Origin of the sequence: Enterococcus sp. ZJ1622, assembly GCF_011038845.1 — a bacterium.
Taxonomy (GTDB): Bacteria; Bacillota; Bacilli; order Lactobacillales; family Enterococcaceae; genus Enterococcus_B.
In genome coordinates this window covers 89,764-110,618 of sequence record NZ_JAAKDW010000005.1, presented here as the reverse complement: position 1 = coordinate 110,618, position 20,855 = coordinate 89,764, and the positions used below count along the sequence as shown (strand labels likewise).

Annotated in this window: 22 protein-coding genes and 1 pseudogene; 20 read left to right on the top strand and 3 right to left on the bottom strand. The window is 42.2% G+C overall.

Annotated elements, in window-relative coordinates; translation table 11 throughout:
* Window positions 1-426 precede the first annotated feature (426 nt).
* Window positions 427-2,322 carry an asparagine synthase (glutamine-hydrolyzing) gene (gene asnB / locus G7Y42_RS06180; protein ID WP_165004740.1) on the top strand — a complete coding sequence of 632 codons (1,896 nt, stop codon included), beginning with the start codon at window positions 427-429 and terminating at the stop codon, window positions 2,320-2,322.
* Between the two features lie 77 nt (window positions 2,323-2,399).
* On the opposite strand, the gene G7Y42_RS06175 is transcribed toward asnB, so the two are convergent.
* Window positions 2,400-2,846 carry a DUF2188 domain-containing protein gene (locus tag G7Y42_RS06175; RefSeq protein ID WP_165004742.1) on the bottom strand — a complete coding sequence of 149 codons (447 nt, stop codon included), beginning with the start codon at window positions 2,844-2,846 and terminating at the stop codon, window positions 2,400-2,402.
* A 254-nt stretch (window positions 2,847-3,100) separates the two neighbouring features.
* Between G7Y42_RS06175 and rpmG the strand changes: the two genes are divergently transcribed.
* A complete protein-coding gene (gene rpmG, locus G7Y42_RS06170) occupies window positions 3,101-3,250 on the top strand; it encodes a 50S ribosomal protein L33 (protein ID WP_002296119.1) in 150 nt (49 codons plus the stop codon).
* A gap of 341 nt (window positions 3,251-3,591) precedes the next feature.
* Complete coding sequence (locus tag G7Y42_RS06165) at window positions 3,592-4,083, top strand: dihydrofolate reductase (RefSeq protein ID WP_165004744.1); 492 nt, start codon at window positions 3,592-3,594, stop codon at window positions 4,081-4,083.
* Window positions 4,084-4,193: 110 nt separating this feature from the next.
* On the opposite strand, the gene G7Y42_RS06160 is transcribed toward G7Y42_RS06165, so the two are convergent.
* Complete coding sequence (locus tag G7Y42_RS06160; RefSeq protein ID WP_165004746.1) at window positions 4,194-5,144, bottom strand: ABC transporter substrate-binding protein; 951 nt, start codon at window positions 5,142-5,144, stop codon at window positions 4,194-4,196.
* A 164-nt stretch (window positions 5,145-5,308) separates the two neighbouring features.
* On the opposite strand from G7Y42_RS06160, the gene G7Y42_RS06155 reads away from it, so the two are divergent.
* The 10 genes and pseudogenes from G7Y42_RS06155 to G7Y42_RS06110 all read left to right on the top strand — a co-directional run bounded on the left by G7Y42_RS06155 (window position 5,309) and on the right by G7Y42_RS06110 (window position 13,742).
* Window positions 5,309-6,115: an ABC transporter ATP-binding protein gene (locus G7Y42_RS06155; RefSeq protein WP_165004748.1), complete on the top strand. Its 807-nt coding sequence runs from the start codon at window positions 5,309-5,311 to the stop codon at window positions 6,113-6,115.
* Window positions 6,112-7,101 (top strand): iron ABC transporter permease, encoded by a 990-nt coding sequence (locus G7Y42_RS06150; RefSeq protein WP_165004750.1) that lies wholly within the window; start codon window positions 6,112-6,114, stop codon window positions 7,099-7,101. Before G7Y42_RS06155 ends, G7Y42_RS06150 begins: the two co-directional genes overlap by 4 nt.
* Complete coding sequence (locus tag G7Y42_RS06145; RefSeq protein WP_165004752.1) at window positions 7,098-8,093, top strand: iron ABC transporter permease; 996 nt, start codon at window positions 7,098-7,100, stop codon at window positions 8,091-8,093. Before G7Y42_RS06150 ends, G7Y42_RS06145 begins: the two co-directional genes overlap by 4 nt.
* 146 nt (window positions 8,094-8,239) lie before the next feature.
* Window positions 8,240-8,775, top strand: a pseudogene (locus G7Y42_RS06140) (5-formyltetrahydrofolate cyclo-ligase).
* 22 nt (window positions 8,776-8,797) lie between these two features.
* A complete protein-coding gene (locus tag G7Y42_RS06135; protein ID WP_165004754.1) occupies window positions 8,798-9,493 on the top strand; it encodes a rhomboid family intramembrane serine protease in 696 nt (231 codons plus the stop codon).
* 20 nt (window positions 9,494-9,513) lie between these two features.
* Entirely contained in the window at window positions 9,514-9,726 is a 213-nt protein-coding gene (locus G7Y42_RS06130; protein WP_061343725.1) for a YqgQ family protein, read from the top strand.
* The gene (locus tag G7Y42_RS06125) at window positions 9,726-10,688 is read left to right on the top strand and encodes an ROK family glucokinase (protein ID WP_165004757.1); all 963 of its coding nucleotides are present in this window, start codon (window positions 9,726-9,728) and stop codon (window positions 10,686-10,688) included. The genes G7Y42_RS06130 and G7Y42_RS06125 overlap by 1 nt, the downstream gene beginning before the upstream one ends.
* 17 nt (window positions 10,689-10,705) lie before the next feature.
* Entirely contained in the window at window positions 10,706-11,101 is a 396-nt protein-coding gene (locus G7Y42_RS06120) for a rhodanese-like domain-containing protein (RefSeq protein WP_165004759.1), read from the top strand.
* A gap of 467 nt (window positions 11,102-11,568) precedes the next feature.
* Complete coding sequence (locus G7Y42_RS06115; RefSeq protein WP_165004761.1) at window positions 11,569-11,934, top strand: DUF488 family protein; 366 nt, start codon at window positions 11,569-11,571, stop codon at window positions 11,932-11,934.
* On the top strand, window positions 11,931-13,742 hold the full coding sequence (locus tag G7Y42_RS06110; protein WP_165004763.1) for an FAD/NAD(P)-binding protein: 1,812 nt from the start codon (window positions 11,931-11,933) through the stop codon (window positions 13,740-13,742). The genes G7Y42_RS06115 and G7Y42_RS06110 overlap by 4 nt, the downstream gene beginning before the upstream one ends.
* Before the next feature lie 73 nt (window positions 13,743-13,815).
* Here the strand turns inward: G7Y42_RS06110 and G7Y42_RS06105 are convergent, their stop codons facing one another.
* Window positions 13,816-13,983, bottom strand: coding sequence for a DUF3042 family protein (locus G7Y42_RS06105; protein ID WP_002288457.1), 168 nt, complete (start codon window positions 13,981-13,983; stop codon window positions 13,816-13,818).
* 232 nt (window positions 13,984-14,215) lie between these two features.
* Here G7Y42_RS06105 and galE point away from each other — a divergent pair, with 232 nt between their 5' ends.
* The 7 genes from galE to tsaD all read left to right on the top strand — a co-directional run bounded on the left by galE (window position 14,216) and on the right by tsaD (window position 20,655).
* Window positions 14,216-15,205: a UDP-glucose 4-epimerase GalE gene (gene galE / locus G7Y42_RS06100; protein ID WP_165004765.1), complete on the top strand. Its 990-nt coding sequence runs from the start codon at window positions 14,216-14,218 to the stop codon at window positions 15,203-15,205.
* Window positions 15,206-15,215: 10 nt separating this feature from the next.
* Complete coding sequence (galT, locus tag G7Y42_RS06095) at window positions 15,216-16,700, top strand: UDP-glucose--hexose-1-phosphate uridylyltransferase (protein ID WP_165004767.1); 1,485 nt, start codon at window positions 15,216-15,218, stop codon at window positions 16,698-16,700.
* Between the two features lie 32 nt (window positions 16,701-16,732).
* Window positions 16,733-17,713 carry a LacI family DNA-binding transcriptional regulator gene (locus G7Y42_RS06090; protein ID WP_165004769.1) on the top strand — a complete coding sequence of 327 codons (981 nt, stop codon included), beginning with the start codon at window positions 16,733-16,735 and terminating at the stop codon, window positions 17,711-17,713.
* 212 nt (window positions 17,714-17,925) lie between these two features.
* Window positions 17,926-18,645 carry a tRNA (adenosine(37)-N6)-threonylcarbamoyltransferase complex dimerization subunit type 1 TsaB gene (gene tsaB, locus G7Y42_RS06085; RefSeq protein WP_165004771.1) on the top strand — a complete coding sequence of 240 codons (720 nt, stop codon included), beginning with the start codon at window positions 17,926-17,928 and terminating at the stop codon, window positions 18,643-18,645.
* A complete protein-coding gene (gene rimI / locus G7Y42_RS06080) occupies window positions 18,629-19,171 on the top strand; it encodes a ribosomal protein S18-alanine N-acetyltransferase (RefSeq protein WP_165037850.1) in 543 nt (180 codons plus the stop codon). Before tsaB ends, rimI (G7Y42_RS06080) begins: the two co-directional genes overlap by 17 nt.
* 6 nt (window positions 19,172-19,177) lie before the next feature.
* The gene (rimI, locus tag G7Y42_RS06075; protein WP_165004775.1) at window positions 19,178-19,645 is read left to right on the top strand and encodes a ribosomal protein S18-alanine N-acetyltransferase; all 468 of its coding nucleotides are present in this window, start codon (window positions 19,178-19,180) and stop codon (window positions 19,643-19,645) included.
* A complete protein-coding gene (gene tsaD, locus G7Y42_RS06070; RefSeq protein WP_165004777.1) occupies window positions 19,642-20,655 on the top strand; it encodes a tRNA (adenosine(37)-N6)-threonylcarbamoyltransferase complex transferase subunit TsaD in 1,014 nt (337 codons plus the stop codon). Before rimI (G7Y42_RS06075) ends, tsaD begins: the two co-directional genes overlap by 4 nt.
* Window positions 20,656-20,855: the final 200 nt, after the last annotated feature.

Below are 20,855 nucleotides of genomic sequence, written 5' to 3'. Positions count from 1 at the left end.
CGAAAAACACTTAAAATCAGCTTTAAACCCTATTCTCGAAATCCGGCGAACCGGCTAATACCGGCGCGCAGGTTCAAATCCTGTACCTTCCTTATATCAACATTTCTGAGCTATCCGGCATTTGCTGGATAGCTCTCTTTTTTTAAAAGAGTACCCCTTTTAGTACTCCTTTTTTATCATCGGACGGCTTTTTGCCGAGAACATCTAATTTTTTTTTAATCGAAAGATAATAAGATAGCTTCCAAAAAGAAAACGTGGTAAATTAGTTTTTGGGACTATATTTTTGCTGAAAAAGCAAAATTTTCATTGATTGTTTTCATGTGACGAAATTGTAAGCAGCAAATCAATCGTACTTGCTTCGTTCTATGATAAGATGCATGTGAATGAAAAAATGAATAGTAATTTTTATTAGGATGTGAAAGTTAAATGTGCGGAATTGTAGGTTTTGTGAACGACAAAGACAACAAAAAAACAATTGTGAACGCAATGATGGATCGGATCGTCCACCGCGGCCCAAATAGCTCTGGTGAATATATCGATAAACATGTTGCTTTAGGATTTAGAAGATTGAGTATCATTGATTTAGAGGGCGGCACACAGCCTATTTATAACGAAGATCGAACAAAAATCATCATCTTCAACGGTGAGATCTATAATTATCAGCCACTACGAGAAGAATTGATCGCTGCAGGACACGTTTTCCAAACACATGCAGATACAGAAGTTTTACTGCACGGCTATGAAGAATGGGGAACAGACCTGTTACAAAAAATTCGCGGAATGTTTGCTTTTGCGATTTGGGACAACGAAAAAAATGAATTATTCGGTGCTCGTGACCATTTCGGGATCAAACCTTATTACTATGCTGAAATGAATGGGACATTCATGTTCGGATCAGAGATCAAAAGCTTTTTACCTCATCCAGATTTTGAAAAAGAATTGAATAAAGCGGCATTGAAACCTTACATGACTTTCCAATATTCTCCATTGAACGGTGAGACTTTCTTTAAAGGTGTCTACCGATTGCCAGAAGGACATTATTTCACCTATAAAGACGGACAATTAGATATTCAACAGTACTGGGATGCTGATTTTGAAACAAAAGGAAATTATTCCCGAGAAGATTGGATCAAGAAAATTGACGAAACAGTCCAAACTTCGATTGAAGCACACACAGTCAGTGATGTGGAAGTAGGATCATTTTTATCAAGCGGTGTGGACTCAAGTTATGTCACCTCTGTATTGAAACCAGATCATTCATTTTCGATCGGATTTGACGATAAGACATACAATGAAGCAATCGAAGCAAGAAAATTGACGGAAATGCTAGACTTGGACAATACTGCAGCTGTGATCGATGGCGATATGTCCTTCAAAGCGTTCCCGCTGATCCAATATCATTTGGATGAACCTGATTCCAATCCTTCATGCGTGCCATTGTATTTCTTGGCAAACTTAGCATCGCAAAGTGTTCGTGTGGTTCAATCTGGCGAAGGGGCTGACGAATTGTTTGCAGGATACCAGACATATGGATTCCATACGAATTCAAAATTCATCCGCGTCGTTGCACAGGGATTGAAAAAATTGCCGAAAGGGACACGTTACAACTTAGGACGGAAGATCGGTAAGATGAAAAACTTCCATGGACGGATTCATTTATATGAATCTCTTGCGCCTGCGAAGGAATATTTCATCGGTCACGCAAGAGTGTTCGAGGAATCCGAAGCAGCAGATCTATTGACTCCTGAATTCCAGCAAGCACCGACTGTGAATGATATCATGGCAGTTCATTATGAAAAAACAGATGGTATCAAAGATGAAGTGAATAAGATGCAGTATGTCGATCTTCATCAATGGATGCCAAAAGATATCTTGCTGAAAGCAGATAAACTTTCTATGGCAAGTTCATTAGAAGTCCGCGTGCCATTACTGGATATCGAAGTCATGAAACTGGCTCAACAGATCCCAAGCAAATATTTGCTGAATCAGAACAATACAAAAGACATCTTCAGACAAGCAGCAAACAATCATTTGCCAGAAGAATGGTCGAACCGCGTGAAGTTAGGTTTCCCGGTACCAATCAAAGCCTGGCTGAAAGAAGAACATGGATACGAACAAGTCAAAGCACTATTTGAAGCAGATTTTGCGAAGGAGTTCTTTGATCAAGAAAAAATCATGCAATTATTGAATGATCATCATGACGGACGCAAAGAAGAACAACGCAAGATCTGGACGATTTTCAGTTTCTTGACTTGGTATAAAGTATACTTTGTAGACGAAACGATCCCACAAGCAGAACCAATCGATTATGTCACTGTTTGATCATATGAAATAAAAACGGAGCATCCTTGAAGACGTTGATCTTTCAGGGTGCTCCGCTTCTTTGTATCATGACTTGTTTAGTAATGGATCTCTCTGTCTTTTGAGCCGTCTTTTTTGTATACCACGACAGAAGTCTCTTTGTTTCTGGCGATTTCTTTTCCTTTTTCTACCGCCTCATCTTTTGTGTCAAAATGGTTGCTGGCTTTTTCTGCTCCTTTTGATCGAACGACCCAGCGATCCTCTTCGAACTTGACAGTCACATCCGCATCCAAGAGTTTTGCTGCTCGGGGATTCGTTTCATGTTTGTCATTTTTCGAAGGATTTTTTTCATGAGCAAAATCTTTTTTCTCTGATTCACTAGCGCCGTCGAACCATTCTTTTGCTTGATCGATGGCGATTGGGATCGCCCGACTGTCAGGATAACCTTCATCCAATAGAGCATTTCCGATGTCGATCGCTTTTTTCCTCGTCAATTCCTCTAGATTCTTCATTGCAGGCGGAAAATCGTTCATATTCCATGGCATATTGTTGTCCTCCTTAAGTAGTTGATCTGTCTGCTTGAAATCAGCAGTCCTTACTTCAAGTGTAAGCGCATTGTTGTAAAAAGAAAAAAGATTTGTTTGTGAAGTGGAGCAGGCAATAATGAATAGTTTTCTTCGTCAAGTAAAACTACTTAACAAATTTCTGAAAAAGGCTAGCATTCAACGTAAAATCATGGTAAGATAATCAAGTCTGAGAGTCATCTTAGAGGATTCTAGTAAAAATGGGAGGGAAAAACATGCGCGTAAACATCACATTAGAATGTACTTCTTGTAAAGAACGTAACTATCTAACAAGCAAAAACAAACGTAACAACCCTGATCGTTTGGAAAAACAAAAATATTGCCCACGCGAACGCAAAGTTACTTTGCACCGTGAAACAAAATAAGGCTTTTTAAGGAGGTTGTGACAGAAGTGGGCAGCTTCAAGAAATAAGAAGGAATTTACGAAAATTGCTTTTCAAATTTTTGTGAAATTTCGGCTTATTTTTCGAAGAAGTTACTTCTGGAACACCGTTTATCAGAGGTTGTGAGCCTGCCGTTTAACTCTGAGGCACAAGGAACAATTTCAAAAAACAGCTTCTCATGTTTGATGAATATTGTGACTTGTGCCCGAGGAGTTGGTAGGAGAACACCGTTTATTGGGAAATAGGAGTTGAGACAATACTTTTGTCTCAGCTCCTTTTTTATAAAAAATGTAGAATAGAAAGAAAATCTGGGAGGGGAGAACATGTTTATCTCAATGTGGGCCCAAGACAAGAATGGGCTGATCGGAAAAGATGGTTTGCTGCCGTGGAGACTACCGAATGATATGCGTTTTTTTCGGGAACACACGATGGATCGGATCTTAGTGATGGGTAGAAAAACCTATGAAGGAATGGGGGATTTATCTATTCCTTATCGACACATCATCGTTTTGACCACACAATCGGATTTTCAGGTGAAAAAAAATGCGGAAGTCATGCATTCGATCGAAGAATTATTGGCGTACAGCAACAATCAGTCAGAGGATATTTATGTTTCTGGAGGAAGCAGGATTTTTCAGGAACTGCTGCCAGAAACAGGGGTGATCTGGCGTACACTGATTGACGCAGAATTTGAAGGGGATACTTATATCGGGGAGATTGATTTTTCTGGATTCCAACTGACAGAAGAGCATATCGGGATCACAGATAAAGAAAACCGATACCCTCACCGGTTCCAAAAATGGGAACGGCTGTGAAAGCTGGAGAGATTAGAAGGCACGCAAAAAAAGTCCGATAGAATCGTTAGCCACGCAAAAAAACATCCGCAGGTTCATCGGATGTTTTTTTGATTTATGGAAAAAAGTGATCAATCCAATTGATTTTTGATATCTTGGATCATTTCTTTGCTTGCGATCGGCCCGTTATATAACCAACTGGATTCAGGTCCGAATTCCAACACGTGATTTTCCTGGACAGCTTTCAGGTTTTGCCAGCTCGGTTGGTCAAACATCGCTGCATCTTTGTCACTATTGACAAGAATCAGGTAATCTGCATCTAATTCCGCTAATTTTTCAGAAGAAACAGCTGACCAGTCGGATGTCGCTTCTTTTGATACTTCTTCGACTAAGCTTGGCACACCGAATTGCAGGTCGTCATAGACGATTCTTCCACTTGAGCGGTTCTGGCTTACGAGAAAGGCTGAATTGTTGGTCACCCAAAGGACTGCTGCTGTCTTTCCTTTGATTTTATCAGCTAGCTCCGTTCTTGTTTGCTTCACTGTCTCTTGATAATCCGAGATGATTTTGTCTGCTTGCGCTTTTTTGTCGAGTGCATTACCGACATCTTTCAACTGTTCTTCCCACGTAACGTCTGTCCCGTTTTTGACGACATAGGTGGGAGCAATCTTGCTATATTGTTCATATTTCCCGCCTTCGACTGCAGCTGTTGAGGAGATAAGTAGAAGATCAGGCTCAAAACTCAAGACTTTTTCATACGGCAAGTCATAAGAGATCGTTGGTACATTTTTTAAATCACCTTGCAGATAATCTTGGATCGAACCACTGCCCACCGTCCATTGTGCAACTGGCTTTTCTCCTAATGCAATCAGATAGTCTTCCAAGTAACTCCCGATGATTCGTTTCGGCTGATTAGGGATTACTACCTTATGGCCTAAAGTGTCTGTAACGGTATGTGTGCCTTGAGCCGCTTGATCTGCTGATTCGGCACTACTGTTTTTTTCTGTTGGAGAACATGCACTCAGCACACCTATCAGTAACACAGTACTCAAGATTGTGAATAGTTTTGGTTTTATTTTCATTTTTTCCTCCTACTATAATTGAGAATCTTTCTCATTTGCTATTATTCCTGATATTAGCGGTACTGTCAATCGATTTTTTATAGTCAGGCATGTGAACTAAGGCTTGACGTATTTGTGAAGTAACGTCATAATTGAGAATGGTTTTCAATGAGAGGATGGGTGAGATGACAAATTTAGAAGCGGTTGAGATCGCGACAGGCTATCAGAACAAACAAATCATTGATAAGCTTTCGGTCGAAATTCCAACAGGAAAAATCACTAGTCTCATAGGACCGAACGGTAGTGGCAAATCTACTTTGCTGAAAAGCTTTACCAGGATCCTTCCCATTAAAAAGGGAAAAATCATCGTGGATGGGTCAGATATCTCTACATATCGTCCAAAAGAATTAGCAAGAAAAGTCGCTTTGCTTGCCCAAAGCAGTGAACATCCTCTGGGAATGACCGTAGAAGAGGTGGTTTCCTATGGTAGATATCCTTATCAGCAGCCATTCAAAGGACTGGACGAACAGGATATGAAAGCAATCGATTGGGCGCTGGAGGCGACAGGACTTCTTTCATTCCGGACAAGGGAGATTGCTACGTTATCTGGCGGACAATCGCAACGTGTCTGGATTGCCATGGCATTAGCACAAGAAACAGATATTCTGATCCTTGATGAGCCTACGACATTTTTAGATCCAGCACATCAATTGGAAATCTTGCATCTTCTGGCTGACATCAATCGGATAAAACATACGACGATTTTAATGTCGATTCACGATATCAATCATGCTTCCCGCTTTTCCGATTATTTGATCGGATTAAAAGAGGGGGAACTGATTGTAAAAGGGACACCAGACGAAGTGATCACAAAAGAATGCATGAAACAATTATTCGAGATCGATGCACAGATCGTGACTCTGCCCGAAACAAACAAACCTGTTTTCTTGACTTATGATCTGTTGTCGAAACAGCGGGAGGTAAGAAGATGAGTGTACGAAAAAAGAGCAGTTTTCTTTTTCTGCTTGTAGTCATCGCTGTGGCGATTTTTTTTCTAGCTCTTTCTAATGGAGCGGTGTCAATCGCACATCGCGACTTCTGGTTAGCATTGTTTCGTTTTGATACAGCGAATCAGTCCCAGCAGATTATCCGAACGATCCGGCTTCCACGAGTGATCGGCGCTTTTCTTGTTGGCAGCTGTTTTGCTTTAAGTGGGGCATTGATGCAAGGTGTGACAAGGAATACGCTGGCTGACTCAGGGTTACTTGGGATCAATGCCGGTGCATCCTTGGCAATGGCTGTGAGTTTTGCATTCTGGCCAGACGCTTCTTCTTTTTCTGTTTTTCTTGTTTCTTTGGCGGGTTCTTTTCTTGTCACTTTGCTTGTTTTTGGATTTTTACAGTTTTCAAAAATGGGTATGGACCCGATGCAGCTGATTTTAGCAGGAGTGGCAGTCAGTTCATTTTTTACTGCGATCAGCCAAGCACTGACACAGTTGTTCAATTTACAGCAAGATCTAGCTTTTTGGTTTGTCGGTGGCGCAGCCAATATTACGTGGAAGCAGCTGACAGTCTTGTTCCCTGTATACGCAATCGCTGTTTTTTTTGCTTTTTTATTGGGAAAATCTATCTCATTAGTCAATTTGAGCGAATCCCATGCACTGGCTTTGGGTGGCCATCCGAGACGTACTCGATTGATTGCTTTCGGACTTGTAGCGATCCTTGCAGCTATAGCAGTCTCACTGGTTGGACCGGTTTCGTTTATCGGGTTGATGGTACCGCCAGTCATTCGCGGTGTCTTGGGAACGGATTACCGATATGTTTTGCCTGCGTCATTTTTAGGCGGCGGCTGTTTAGTCATGCTCGCCGATTTTCTTGCACGGATGCTCAATCCGCCTTTTGAGACGCCTTTTGGATTAGTGATTGCACTGATTGGCGTGCCCTTTTTGCTCTTGCAAGTAAGGAGGCAGCATCTATGAAAAAGAATCATTGGGTTCTATATACGCTATTATTTGTGTTATGCTTGACGATCGTTGGGAGTTTGATGATCGGTACGCCGTTCATTTATATTGATCAGTTGTCAGCTGTTTTCGCAGGAAAGGGAACGATGGCACAGCAGCTTGTCGTAGTGGAATTCCGGTTGCCTCGTCTGCTGATCAGTTTATTGGCAGGTGCATGTTTAGGGGTTTCAGGTTATCTTTTACAAGGGGTGACTAGAAACGAGCTAGCTGATTCCAGTATATTGGGGATCAATTCTGGTGCAGGATTATTTGTTATGCTGTATCTAGGCTTCTTTGCTAGTGATTCCTCTCCTGTCTTTTTACTGCTAGTTGCTTTTTTGGGCGGTTTGCTGGCGTCCTTACTGGTCTACCTGACAGCGTATAGACGCGGAAGTTTTTTGGGGATGAACCGTATCTTATTGTCAGGGATAGCGGTGAATGCAGGTTTTTCTGCATTGACTCTTTTATTGACTATTCGTTTGACGAAAGAAAATTATGGATTTGTCAATGCGTGGCTTGCGGGCTCGATCTGGGGAGCCAGCTGGCCTTACGTCTGGACATTGCTGCCATGGACAGTTGTTTTGTTCCCAATCGTCCTGATATATAGCCGAAGAATCGGCCTGTTGTCTTTTGGTCATGAGAGAGCTCAGAGTTTGGGTGTGGATGTGGTAAGAAGCCAGCGTCTGCTGCTAGTTTTAGCGGTTGCTCTTTCATGCGGAAGTGTGGCTGTAGCCGGGAGTTTGTCATTTATTGGGTTATTAGCGCCTCATGCGGCTAAAATGATCACACGAAGAGAAAATACCAGTACCTTTTTGTTCAGCAGTTTATTTGGCGCCTTATTCGTGAATACAGCAGATATCTTGGCTCGATTGATTCTTCCAAGCGGGGAAGTGCCAACAGGGATATTGATCGCCATAATGGGCGCACCTTATTTTCTCTATTTGTTGTTTGTCAAGCAAAAGCAGCATTGATTTCACTTGTTTTTTTAGAGTATATTAAGAAAGACCGATCGTTTGCTGATCGTGTCTTTTTTGTATCAGATAAGATTATCGAGAAGTTCGATTGCTATTTTTCGGATTTTCCGATACCATTCTATGAGAGAAGGAAGGTTGATTCTTTGGATCAGACAAAAGAGAAGCTTAGACGTTCCGGTATTCAGTTATTGAATCAACTGGCAAAAAACGAGGTTAAAAAGAACAGCGTATTTATAATAAGCTGTTTTCCAGCAAGTCATGGCAGCAGGCAAATGTGATCGGGATAACTTTGTCCAATGAATCGGAATTGGCTACGCAGCCAGTCATCGAACGTGCTTGGTCGGACCATAAAAAGATCGTTGTCCCCAAAACTTTGCCAAAACGTCAGATGGCATTTTATGAACTGAATGAACACACGGTTTTGAAACGTTCCAGCTTTGGCGTACTTGAACCAACCGATGCAAAACTGTATCTGCCAGAAGCTATTGATCTTTTGATTGTGCCTGGTGTGGTGTACAATCGTAGCGGCTATCGCATCGGCTTTGGAGGTGGCTACTATGATCGGTATCTGGAAAATTTCCATCAGTCGACTTGCAGTCTTGTATTTTGTGAACAGATAAATGATCAATGGCAACCGGAAAGCTTCGATCAGCAGATTCAACAATTATTTATCGACTAAAACAGTATAGTAGGAGGATTTCATGAACGATCAACAAATGAATTTTCGAGAATGGCTGAACAAACCGATTTGGACCTATATTTTCTTGGGCATCCAGACAGTTGTCTTTGCAGCGATGGAATTGTTTCCCAATTTGAATATTCCGGCTTCTGCGGGGATGTACGGCCCGTATCTGGTTTATATGAATGAATGGTGGCGGTTGATTACGCCGATCTTTATTCATTTTGGATTGATGCATTTTGTCATGAATTCATTGATTCTTTATTTTATGGGGATACAGCTTGAAGCTATTTATGGACACTGGCGGTTTTTCCTGATTTATCTGCTTAGCGGCATCATGGGGAATGTGGCCAGTTTCGCCTTCAATAACACAGGTATCTTATCAGGTGGGGCAAGTACGTCGCTTTTCGGTTTGTTCGGTGCGCTGTTTATTCTAGGATTTCATTATAAAAATGATCCTGCGCTTCAGCAGATGGTCCGTCACTTCTTGCTGTTTATTGCCATGACGTTTATTTTTGGTCTAATGGATACTTCCGTCGATGTCTGGGGACACGTAGGCGGGATCGTAGGCGGACTTGTTCTGGGGAATATTTTAGGATTGCCTCGGAGAAATGCCGATTATTCCGTTCACCAGCGGATACTTTCTACGTTAGTTTTTGTATTTCTTTTTATAATATGTGTTTTATTGGGTTTAAAAAAATACGGTTTACTTGTATAATGTGAAGGAAGTGCTTAGAGATGGAGAGCTTGTATGATGTACAGCAGCTGTTCAAAAAATTTGGCATCTTTATCTATGTGGGTGCACGCATCTATGACATTGAGTTGATGACGATCGAGCTACGGAATCTTTATGACAACCGTTTGATCGACCACGATACATACATGACTGCGTGGCGTATCTTAAAAAGAGAGCACCGAATTGAAGAAAGCCGAAAGAAAGGAAACTTGTAATGGACAAAAAGATTATTGGGATTGATTTAGGTGGTACAACAGCAAAATTTGCAATTTTGACACCAGAGGGAGAGATTCAACAAAAATGGAGTATCGATACCAATATTTTGGATGATGGCATGCACATCGTCCCTGAGATCATTGAATCAATCAACCATCGTATGAACTTATATAACATGAAAGCAGAAGACTTTATCGGAATCGGCATGGGGACACCTGGAAGTGTCGACAGCGAAGCCGGTACAGTTATCGGAGCTTACAATTTGAATTGGGCAGAAGTTCAATACGTCAAAAAACAAATCGAAGCTGGAACAGGCATCAAATTCGCTATCGATAACGATGCGAATGTAGCTGCGCTAGGCGAACGCTGGAAAGGCGCCGGTGAAAATGATCCGGATGTGGTCTTCGTTACTTTAGGAACTGGTGTTGGCGGCGGAATCGTTGCAGGTGGGAATCTGATCCACGGGGTTGCCGGAGCTGGTGGTGAAATTGGCCATATCACAGTTGATCCTGAAGGGTTTGAATGTACTTGCGGAAAACGCGGATGCTTGGAAACTGTATCAAGTGCTACAGGGGTTGTGCGTCTGGGCCGTTATTTGGCAGAAGAGTATGCAGGTGACTCGAAATTGAAAGCAATGCTTGACAATGGGGAAGAAGTGACAAGTAAGGATATTTTCGAAATGGCAGAAGAAGGCGACCAATTTGCGTTGATGGTTGTGGACCGTGTCTGCTTCTATCTTGGTCTTGCTTGCGGAAACTTAGGAAATACATTGAACCCTTCAAGCATCGTATTGGGCGGCGGTGTATCAGCAGCTGGAGAATTTTTACGCAGTCGTGTGGAAAACTATTTCCGTCAATTCACATTCCCTCAAGTAAGAGAATCAACAAAAATCAAATTAGCAGAACTTGGAAATGAAGCTGGAGTTATCGGTGCTGCTTCATTAGCCTTGAAATTTGCTTAATAAAGTGGAGGCATTACATGGTTTTGTGGGTGATTAACATCATTTTGCTTTTGATCGTTCTAGCGATCGTTTTCTGGGAAGTTTATTTGCGTGTTATGGCAAAACGGTCAGCAACGATGCTGACTGAAGAAGAGTTTCGTGAAGGGATGCGAAAAGCACAAGTCATCGATGTTCGAGAAAAAGATATTTTCGATGCTGGTCATATTCTAGGAGCAAGAAACATCCCTTATACTGTGCTGAAAGAATCGCTAGGATCGATTCGTAAAGACCAGCCTGTTTATATTTATGATCAAAAGAAAAGCTTGAGCATCCGTACAGCGAATAAATTGCGTAAAGCTGGTTATACAGATATCTATCTGCTAAAAGGCGGATATGATGGCTGGACAGGTAAAGTCAAAAGTAAAAAAGTCTAATCAGAGTGCAGAAGCTGTGACGAGCAGTATTTTGCGTCAAACAAATAGCTTTTAGAAGGGGATATGACAAGATTGTTGTCATATCCTCTTTTTTCGATAGATGCAACGTACCTACTTCTCCCTCAGAGATGAGCGGCGCTGTCACAACCTCTGATAAACGGTGTTCATGTAGCTGACCTTCGGCATTAGTTCAGAAAAATGCAAAATATGGAGAGCTATTTCCCATTTTTCTTCTCTAATGCTCAGGTCAAAGCGCTACTTTCACAACCTCATACACGGTGTTCAAAAGCTTGCATCTACGGCACTAAGTCCAAACAGACGAAAAACATGAAGAGCTGTTTTTGTCTGCTTGTTCTTACTGCTTGATGCAGGGCAGCTTTTTCACAACCTCTTGCTAGAATGATTTTTAATGTTTTTCGACCTTTTGTGCTATTATTTGCGTATAGGAAAAGAAAGAAGGGATACGATTGATTAAGTTGAAACGTGTCTATTTAGAACCAGAACCACAAGATGGATTTCGGATATTGGTCGATAGGATATGGCCGAGAGGGATAACGAAAGAACAAGCACATCTCGATCTGTGGCTGAAGGAAGCTGCACCAAGTCCAGCTTTGCGAAAAGAATTCGGGCATGTGCCGGATCGATTTGTTTTATTCGCCAAGAAGTATCAACAGGAACTTGCAGAAGAGGAAGAAAAGAAAGCGGCAGTCCGTCAATTGATCAGTCTATACAAAAAACACCCAGTTTTGACCTTTGTATATGGTGCAAGAAATGAAAAACAGAATCAGGCAGTCGTACTGAAATCCTACGTGGAACAGGAGGCTGAGAGATGAAAATAGGGATTATTGGGGCGGGGCCTCGTGGTTTGAGTGCCGCAGAACGAATTTTGCGCAATAATAAAAACAAACAAAAACTCCAGCTTTTTCTTTTTGATCCAGTTGGGCCAGGTGGACGTATCTGGCGCTTGGATCAGCCAAAAGAGCTTTTGATGAACTCGGTCTCTCAGCAAGTGACTCTTTTTACTGATGAAACCTTATCCAGTGGAGGGGTAGTAGCTCCAGGTCCGAATTTATACCAATGGAGCAAGGGGCCTGCAGCGGAATATATCGAACAAAAAGCAGGCAAAGAGAAACAGCTTTATCTAGACGAAATCAAACGATTGGAAAAGGATCAGCAATCGACTCGCTGTCTTTATAGCGTTTATCAACATTGGTTTTTTTCCCAACTCCAAAAAGAGTACGGGGAAAGCCTTTCACTAATTGATTCTTTAGTCGAAGCAGTCGATAAGACGGATGATGGCTTCCGCTTGAAGACAGTACAGAAAAGCTACACGATGGATCGGTTGATCTTAGCAAGTGGTCATTGGGAAAATGAAGCGACTGGCGAGGAACAAGCATTTTCAGAATATGCCAGAGAACATCAGCTTTTTTACCAGATGCCTGCCAATCCTGCTGATGTGGCACTTGACCAGATCCCAGCACAAGAACCGGTGATTCTTAGAGGTTTAGGATTGAGCTTCTTTGATTATGTAGGATTGTTTACAAGTGGCAGAGGGGGGCGTTTTGAAGAGCGTGAAGGAAAACTGGTCTATCATCCCTCAGGAAACGAACCTGTTATCTACAGTGGTTCAAGGCGCGGATTGCCCTACTATCCTCGAGGAAGGAATCAAAAACAGGGTGGCGCAATGGCATGGCCGAAATTGCTGACGAAAGAGAATCTAAAAAAATGGCATGAAGCTGGAAACCTGACAGGGGAATTGTTTTTTGAGTACCTGAAAAAAGACGTCGAATTGTTTTATTACAAAAAAATCATCGAAGAACACCAGTTACCGATTGATATACCAGTATTTGAAAAAGAATTTCTTGCTGAGTCGACCGTTTCATGCTTGGACCGTTATCCGGGATTAAAGCCTTATCGCTGGTCGTGGGAGAAACTTAGTTCACCTATCACTGATTCTAACCATGATTTTGCGGCAGCAAGCCGTCATTTTATTGAGGATCAGATCATGGAGGCGGAAAAAGGTAATTGTACAGGCGCACTGACTTCTGCTTTTGATGCGTTAAAGGATTGGCGCGATCCGATCCGGCAAGCGATGGCATGGGGGATCTTTTCGGTGCAGGAATATAAGGATATTTTATGGGGATGGTTCACACATCTGAATGCTTTTTTGACAATCGGACCTCCTGTTATCCGAACGAAAGAATTGGCAGCGCTGATCGATGCGGGGATTTTTCATCTGATCGAACCTCCATTGGCTATTCAAAAAGAATCTGGCAAATTCGTGATTCACTATGGGAACGAAGCGATAAAAAGCCGATTCCTGATTGAAGCACGGATCCCGAAGACGGATGTGTTGAAGACTGAAAATCCTGTCATCCGTGATTTAAGCAAAAACAGATTGATTCGTCCATTTAAGTTGAAAGACGAGACAGGTGAGTATGCCACAGGCGCGATCGAAGTCGAACGAGGGACAAATCGGGTCGTTTGTTCATCAGGAGAGATCCAAACTGATTTTTATTGTTTTGGCATCCCAGTCGAAGGTGTTGACTGGTTGACAGCAGCAGCAGCTAGACCTTATACAGATCCATGGAATTTGAGACAAGCGGATACGATCGCTCAATTGATCTTATCGGATGGATGAATACACATAAACCCAAAAGGCCAGAAGAATCTTCCGGCCTTTTGGGTTTATTATCCTTTTTTTAGAAAAAAAATTAGCGTGATACGCGTTTTCGCATCGCTTTTTTGCGGTTTTCTTCGATCATTGCTTCTTTTTCATCGATTGGATCGATCACAGTTTTTTTCACTGATGCAACTAAACCAGCAACAGCAGCAGCCGTTGCAAGGCTTCCTACTAGTATTCCAGATACAAATTTTTTCATAGAAACCACCTCATTTATTATTTGTTATTTCTATTATGGAGCAAAAGCGAGAAAAAGACCAGTTTTACGTTTTTTTGGAAACCTTTGCAATAAAGCCTTGAAAATGTTTACTAAATGTTTTATTATAAATTTACTAAATAAAATAAACCGTTTTTTCGGAGCCAACAAGCAAAAGATCTACTTGAGATCCTGCCGATCAAACGGGATATGAGAGAAGTAAAGGAGTGTTCATATGTCGATTTTAGTATTAGGAGGAGCAGGTTATATCGGTTCTCATGCAGTAGATCAACTTGTTCATAAAGGTTATGAGGTGGCAGTCGTTGATAATTTATTGACCGGACACAGACAAGCGGTTCATCCGCAAGCACATTTTTATGAAGGAGATATTCGTGATAAAGAATTCCTTCGTTCTGTTTTCGAAAAAGAAACGGTTGAAGGCGTCATCCATTTCGCCGCAAGCTCATTAGTAGGGGAATCAGTGGAGAAACCACTGAAATATTTTAATAACAATGTCTATGGGATGCAGATCCTATTGGAAGTCATGCAGGAATTCGATGTGAAGAAAATCGTCTTCTCATCTACAGCCGCTACTTATGGAGAGCCAAAAGAATCACCTATCACTGAAAGTACACCGACAAATCCGAAAAACCCATACGGCGAAAGCAAACTGATGATGGAAAAAATGATGAAATGGTGCGATCAGGCGTATGGCATGCGTTATGTGGCACTTCGCTACTTCAATGTAGCAGGGGCTAAAGCAGATGCATCGATCGGTGAAGATCATACATCGGAAACGCATCTGGTCCCAATCATCTTGCAAGTGGCACTAGGACAGCGAAAAGCATTAGCTGTCTATGGCGATGACTATGATACACCAGATGGCACATGTATCCGAGACTACGTACAGGTTGAAGATCTGATCGCCGCTCATATTTTAGCTTTGGAATATCTAAATGCAGGAAACGACAGTGATTTCTTTAACTTGGGCAGCAGCAAAGGATACTCTGTCAAAGAGATGCTGGAAGCAGCAAGAGAAGTAACTGGCAGAGATATCCCGGCAGAGATCGCACCAAGAAGAGCAGGGGACCCTAGCAGATTAGTGGCATCAAGCGAAAAAGCAAGAGAGATTCTTGGCTGGGAACCTGAATATACAGATATCAACGCAATTATCAAAACTGCCTGGGACTGGCATGTCAGCCATCCAAATGGGTATGAAGAATAGGGGAATAAGTATGTCAATCAGTCAAACAATTTGTGATTTTGCTACACTTGCGATCGAAGCAGGCGGATGGATGGAGATGGATCGTCTTTATTTGCAGAATCGTATACTGGGAATGATCGGTGAAGACGCGCTGGAACAGACGGAAGTGCGCCCAGTCAACGAATCGTCTGTCGTTTTACTGGATCGTCTTGTAGATGTCGCAAAGAAAAATGGTGTTCTTTCAGACCTCGCAGCAGAAAGGGAGATGTTTGAAGCACAGTTAATGGATCTTATGACCCCGCCACCTTCTGTAGTCAATGCATTTTTCGCCCAGCATTACGCAAAAAGCCCTGAAGAAGCAACCGATTATTTCTACAAATTGAGCAAGCAAAACGACTATATCAAAACACGCGCCATTGCGAAAAATATCAAATTCCCTGTGGCTTCTGAATATGGAGAGCTAGAAATCACTATCAATTTGTCAAAGCCTGAAAAAGATCCAAAACAGATTGCAGCTGAAAAAGACGCAGTCAAAGTAGATTACCCCACCTGTATGTTGTGCATGGAAAACGAAGGGTACAAAGGACGGCTGAATTATCCGGCACGAACCAATCATCGGATCATCCGTATGAACTTAGACGGTGAAAGCTGGGGATTCCAGTATTCTCCTTATGCCTATTATAACGAACATTCGATCATTCTCTCAGAACAGCATCGGCCAATGAAGATCACGAAAGAAACATTTGCGCGATTGCTTCGGATCACAGAAGTATTACCACATTATTTTGTGGGATCGAATGCCGACCTTCCGATTGTTGGCGGATCGATTCTTTCACATGATCATTATCAGGCAGGCCGTCATGAATTTCCGATGGCTAAAGCACCAATAGAAAAACTGATCAAACTATCTGATTATCCGCAAGTAATCGCTGGTCTTGTCAAATGGCCGATGTCTGTCATTCGGCTACAGTCGCCAGACAAAGAACTGCTGATCGAAGCAGCGGATACTGTATTGGAAAAGTGGAGACAGTATTCAGATGAATCAGTATCGATTCGGGCGTTTTCTACTGATGGCACGCCGCATCATACGATTACACCTATTGCAAGAAAGCGCGATGATTACTTCGAATTAGATTTGGTCTTGCGTGACAATAATGTTTCTGAAGAACATCCGGATGGTATTTTTCACCCCCATCGTGATATCCAGCATATCAAAAAAGAAAATATCGGTCTAATCGAAGTGATGGGACTTGCTGTCTTGCCACCTCGTCTAAAACCAGAACTAGCCGAAGTAGAATCGTATCTGCTAGGCAAAGAAAATGAGATGGCTGAGTATCATCGTGCATGGGCAGAGCAATTGAAAAAAGAGCATCCCGATTTGACAGAAGAAAACGTCACAGAAGTCGTCCAGCAAGCAGTCGGTCATGTATTTGCGCGAGTCTTAGAGGATGCCGGCGTATTCAAACGTGATGAAAAAGGGCAAGAAGCCTTTTTGCGATTTGCTGAAAACTTGTAGGGACAGGTGTTGAGAAGGAGGGAGAGACAAAGTTGGCAACTATTAAAGATATCGCACAGCTGGCAGGTGTTTCTCCTGCCACTGTCTCCAGAGTGCTTAATTATGATCCGGAGATTTCTGTAGGATTGAAAACCAAGCAGAAAATTTTCGAAGCGGCAGAGCAGCTGAACTATACGAAACATCGAAAAAGCGGGCATGCGAATAAACAAACATTGCGTTTGATCCAATGGTATGATGATACAGAAGAATTAGAAGATCTGTATTATCTAGCTATCCGCTTGGGGGTCGAAAAAAAAGCAGAAGAAGCAAATGTCATTTTATTGAAGGAAACGTGGGATTCGATCACCGAGACTCCAGCAGATGGAACGATCGCATTGGGGAAGTTTGATGAGAATCAGCTTCAAGAGCTAAAAGCTTCCCAAAATAATCTTCTATTAGTCGATTCAGATGGGACCGGCCAGGGGATCGATTCGCTGATCGTCGATTTTTATTCCAGTGTAGAAAAAGTGGTCGATTATTTTCTCAGCCATCATGCACAAAACATCGCGATGCTTGCAGGCAAAGAATTCACAAAGAAAGATCATCAGCAAGTAGCCGATCCGAGAGTGGCCGCTTTCAAGCAAGTGCTGTCAGATAAAAAATATACTGAAGGAGCGATCATCGAAGCTGATTTTACAATGGAATCAGGGTATCAGGCGGTGAAAGATTTTTTGCAGACAGCAAAAACAATACCCGATTCCCTATTTGCCGCAAATGATGCCTTAGCGATCGGAGCTTTAAAAGCAATTCAGGAAAAAGGGATGAATGTGCCTGAAGACATCTCTGTTATCGGATTCAATGATATCAGCGTAGCGAAATATGTGTCTCCGTCTCTTTCGACGATCAAAGTCTACACCGAATGGATGGGCGAGCTGGCAGTGGAGACGATTCTCCAATTGACAGAATCAAAAACGCCGGTTGCCAGAAAAATCATTATAGAGACAGAACTGGTCTTGCGTGATTCGACTCGCTGACAAGGAAAACGAGAATCAATGAAAAAAACTGTACCTATAGTGGCGCAGTTTTTTTACTTGCTTAAAAACACAAGCAAGAATGGATGGAAGGGTCAGGCGAAAATCGACATTTTCTCTTTCATCTTGTCTGGGTTACAGTTTTTTGCTCACCTGTTAAAGAAGTATGCTACAATAAAGGGACGAAAACAGTTAGAGCAGAAAGGAACAAATAAATGATTACTTTAGGAATAGATACAGCCAATCAAACGTTAGCTGTCGGTGTGATAAAGGATGGGCTCATCCTTGGACAAATCCAAACTAATAAGAAAAGAAACCATAGTGTGACACTGATGCCTGCAATCTATCAGCTGTTTACAGATATCCAGCTGACTCCAGAAGAGATCGATCGAATCGCTGTCTCGGATGGCCCTGGTTCTTATACAGGATTACGTATCGGTGTGACTACGGCTAAAACAATGGCTTACACATTGAAAAAAGAGTTGACGGGTGTTTCAAGCCTCAAAGCGATCGCTGCGAATTGCATCGGCATAAAGGGGTTGATCGTGCCTTTGTTTGACGCGCGCAGAAAAAATGTGTATGCAGGTGCATATCGCTGGCAGAACGATATGTTAGAAACAGTACTGGAAGATGTACATATTGCCTCAGAAGAGCTGTTTGATCAATTAAATAAACAAAATGAACCGATTTACTTTGTCGGCAGTGATTGTCAAAAATTTGTGCTGGAAATTAAAGAAGCTTTGCCGAATGCTCAAATCAATCCTGTTGCTTCTTGGGACATCCCGAGTGGAGTGGTTGTAGCGCAGCTTGGAGAAGAAGAACAGCCTGCTGATATCCAGCAATTTCTTCCACGTTATTTGAAACGAGTCGAAGCAGAAGAAAAATGGTTGGAGACACATACACCCGGAGCGGAAAGCTATGTTGAAAAAATTTAAAGCTTATGCGAGAAGTTTATTTCAAGAAAAAACAGAATATGCCGAAAAAAAGATCGAAGCGATCGGTGCGATATACTCGCTCCGAGAGTTAACGCCAGAAGACATCAAGGAATTACTGGATGTAGAACGGGAAGTCTATGCAGGCGAGCTACCGTGGACAAAAAGCGCCTTTTTGTCAGAGCTCAAATCTCCGTTCACCAATCTGTATCTAGGGATTTTTGAAGGCGAGAAGTTATTCGGTTTTGTTGGCGCCAGAGTTTTGGGGTTAGATTGCCATATCACGAATATCGCGGTGATCCCGTCTTATCAGCGAAAAAGCATCGGGACCCTTCTCATTGACGAAATCGAGAACTTTGCTATAATAAATCGCTGTGAGACTCTCTCGTTGGAAGTCCGAATGAGCAATCAGGATGCGCAGAGACTCTATCGAAAGCTGGGATTCCAATCCAGAAGAATAAAAAAAGGCTATTATTCAGAAAACAATGAGGATGCGCTGGATATGGTCAAAATTTTAGAAAACGAGTGAATACAGTTGATTTATCAAAAAAAAGATTTCAAACAAGAACAACTTGCACAAGAACTATGGACACTTAGTGAAGAAGCTTACAGCTATGGATCGCCATGGACGAAGGAGCAGTTTTTAGCAGATATCAAACAACCTCATACGGAATATCTTTTATTGTTCGAAGAAGGAACGATCCAGGGATTTATCGGTTATACGAGGATCATTGATGAAGTAGAGATCACCAATATCGCAGTTTCGACACGTGAACAGGGAAAAGGATATGCTCGTCACTTGCTTCGTTATTTACTGGATCAGGAAAAGGAAAAGGGCACATTCACTGTATTTCTGGAAGTCCGTCTATCGAATGAGGTAGCGAAACATCTGTACGAATCGGAGAAGTTCCGTGTATTAGGAAAACGTAAATCTTATTATCATGACCCGACGGAAGACGCTGTGATCATGTGTACAAAGTTAAAAATGGAGACGATGAAATGAATGAAGAATTGATTCTGGCAGTTGAATCAAGTTGTGATGAAACAAGTGTCGCGGTCGTCAAAAACGGGACAGAGATCCTCTCGAATATCGTGGCTTCACAAATCAACAGTCACAAACGATTTGGCGGGGTCGTACCTGAAGTGGCCAGTCGACACCATGTCGAACAAATCACCTTATGTATAGAAGATGCTCTAGCAGAAGCGAACGTGTCCGTCGACCAGTTGTCTGCCGTAGCTGTTACTTACGGACCTGGTCTTGTGGGTTCGCTACTGATCGGTATCTCAGCAGCAAAAGCATTTGCATGGGCAAACCACCTGCCGTTGATCCCAGTCAATCATATGGCAGGACACATTTATGCCGCACGGTTTGTCAAACCTTTCGAGTTTCCGCTAATCGCCTTGTTAGTCAGTGGGGGACATACGGAACTGGTTTACATGGCAGAAGACGGCTCCTATGAAATTATCGGTGAGACGAGAGATGATGCAGCTGGAGAAGCTTATGATAAAGTCGGACGTGTATTAGGTCTTAGTTATCCAAGCGGTAAAGAAATCGATCAATTAGCACACAAGGGAAAAGATGCTTATCATTTTCCGCGGGCAATGATTCATGAAGCGAATTACGATTTCAGTTTTAGTGGATTGAAAAGTGCTTTCATCAATCTGGTGCATAATGCACAACAGCGAGGTGAGGAATTGGACAGGAACGATTTAGCAGCCAGTTTCCAAGCCAGTGTCGTTGATGTACTAGTTGAAAAAACGCTTCGCGCATGTAAAGCTTATCCAGTGAAACAACTGGTAGTTGCAGGCGGCGTGGCAGCAAACCAAGGACTGCGAGAAGGGCTAAAAGAAGCATTGACAGCTGAATTGCCTGAAATCGAACTGATCATCCCACCGCTACGTCTGTGTGGAGACAATGCAGCGATGATTGGAGCAGCAGCACATGTAGAAATGCAAAAACAGCATTTTGCCGGGTATGAATTAAACGCTGATCCGAGCCTAATATTGGCTTGACCGCCGCTGAAAAATGCTGCATCGAAAAAAATGAAATAAAGGATTTACTATGCCGGAAGCAGGATGCTTCCGGTTTTTTGTAATCAGCCAGAAATAACTTTAGTTACTTTTAACTGATTTTTATTAACGTTTAATTTCAGAATCCTAAACGTAATGATTGTTATTTTAATTTTTTTTAATATACTTTTTTTGTTGTGAAA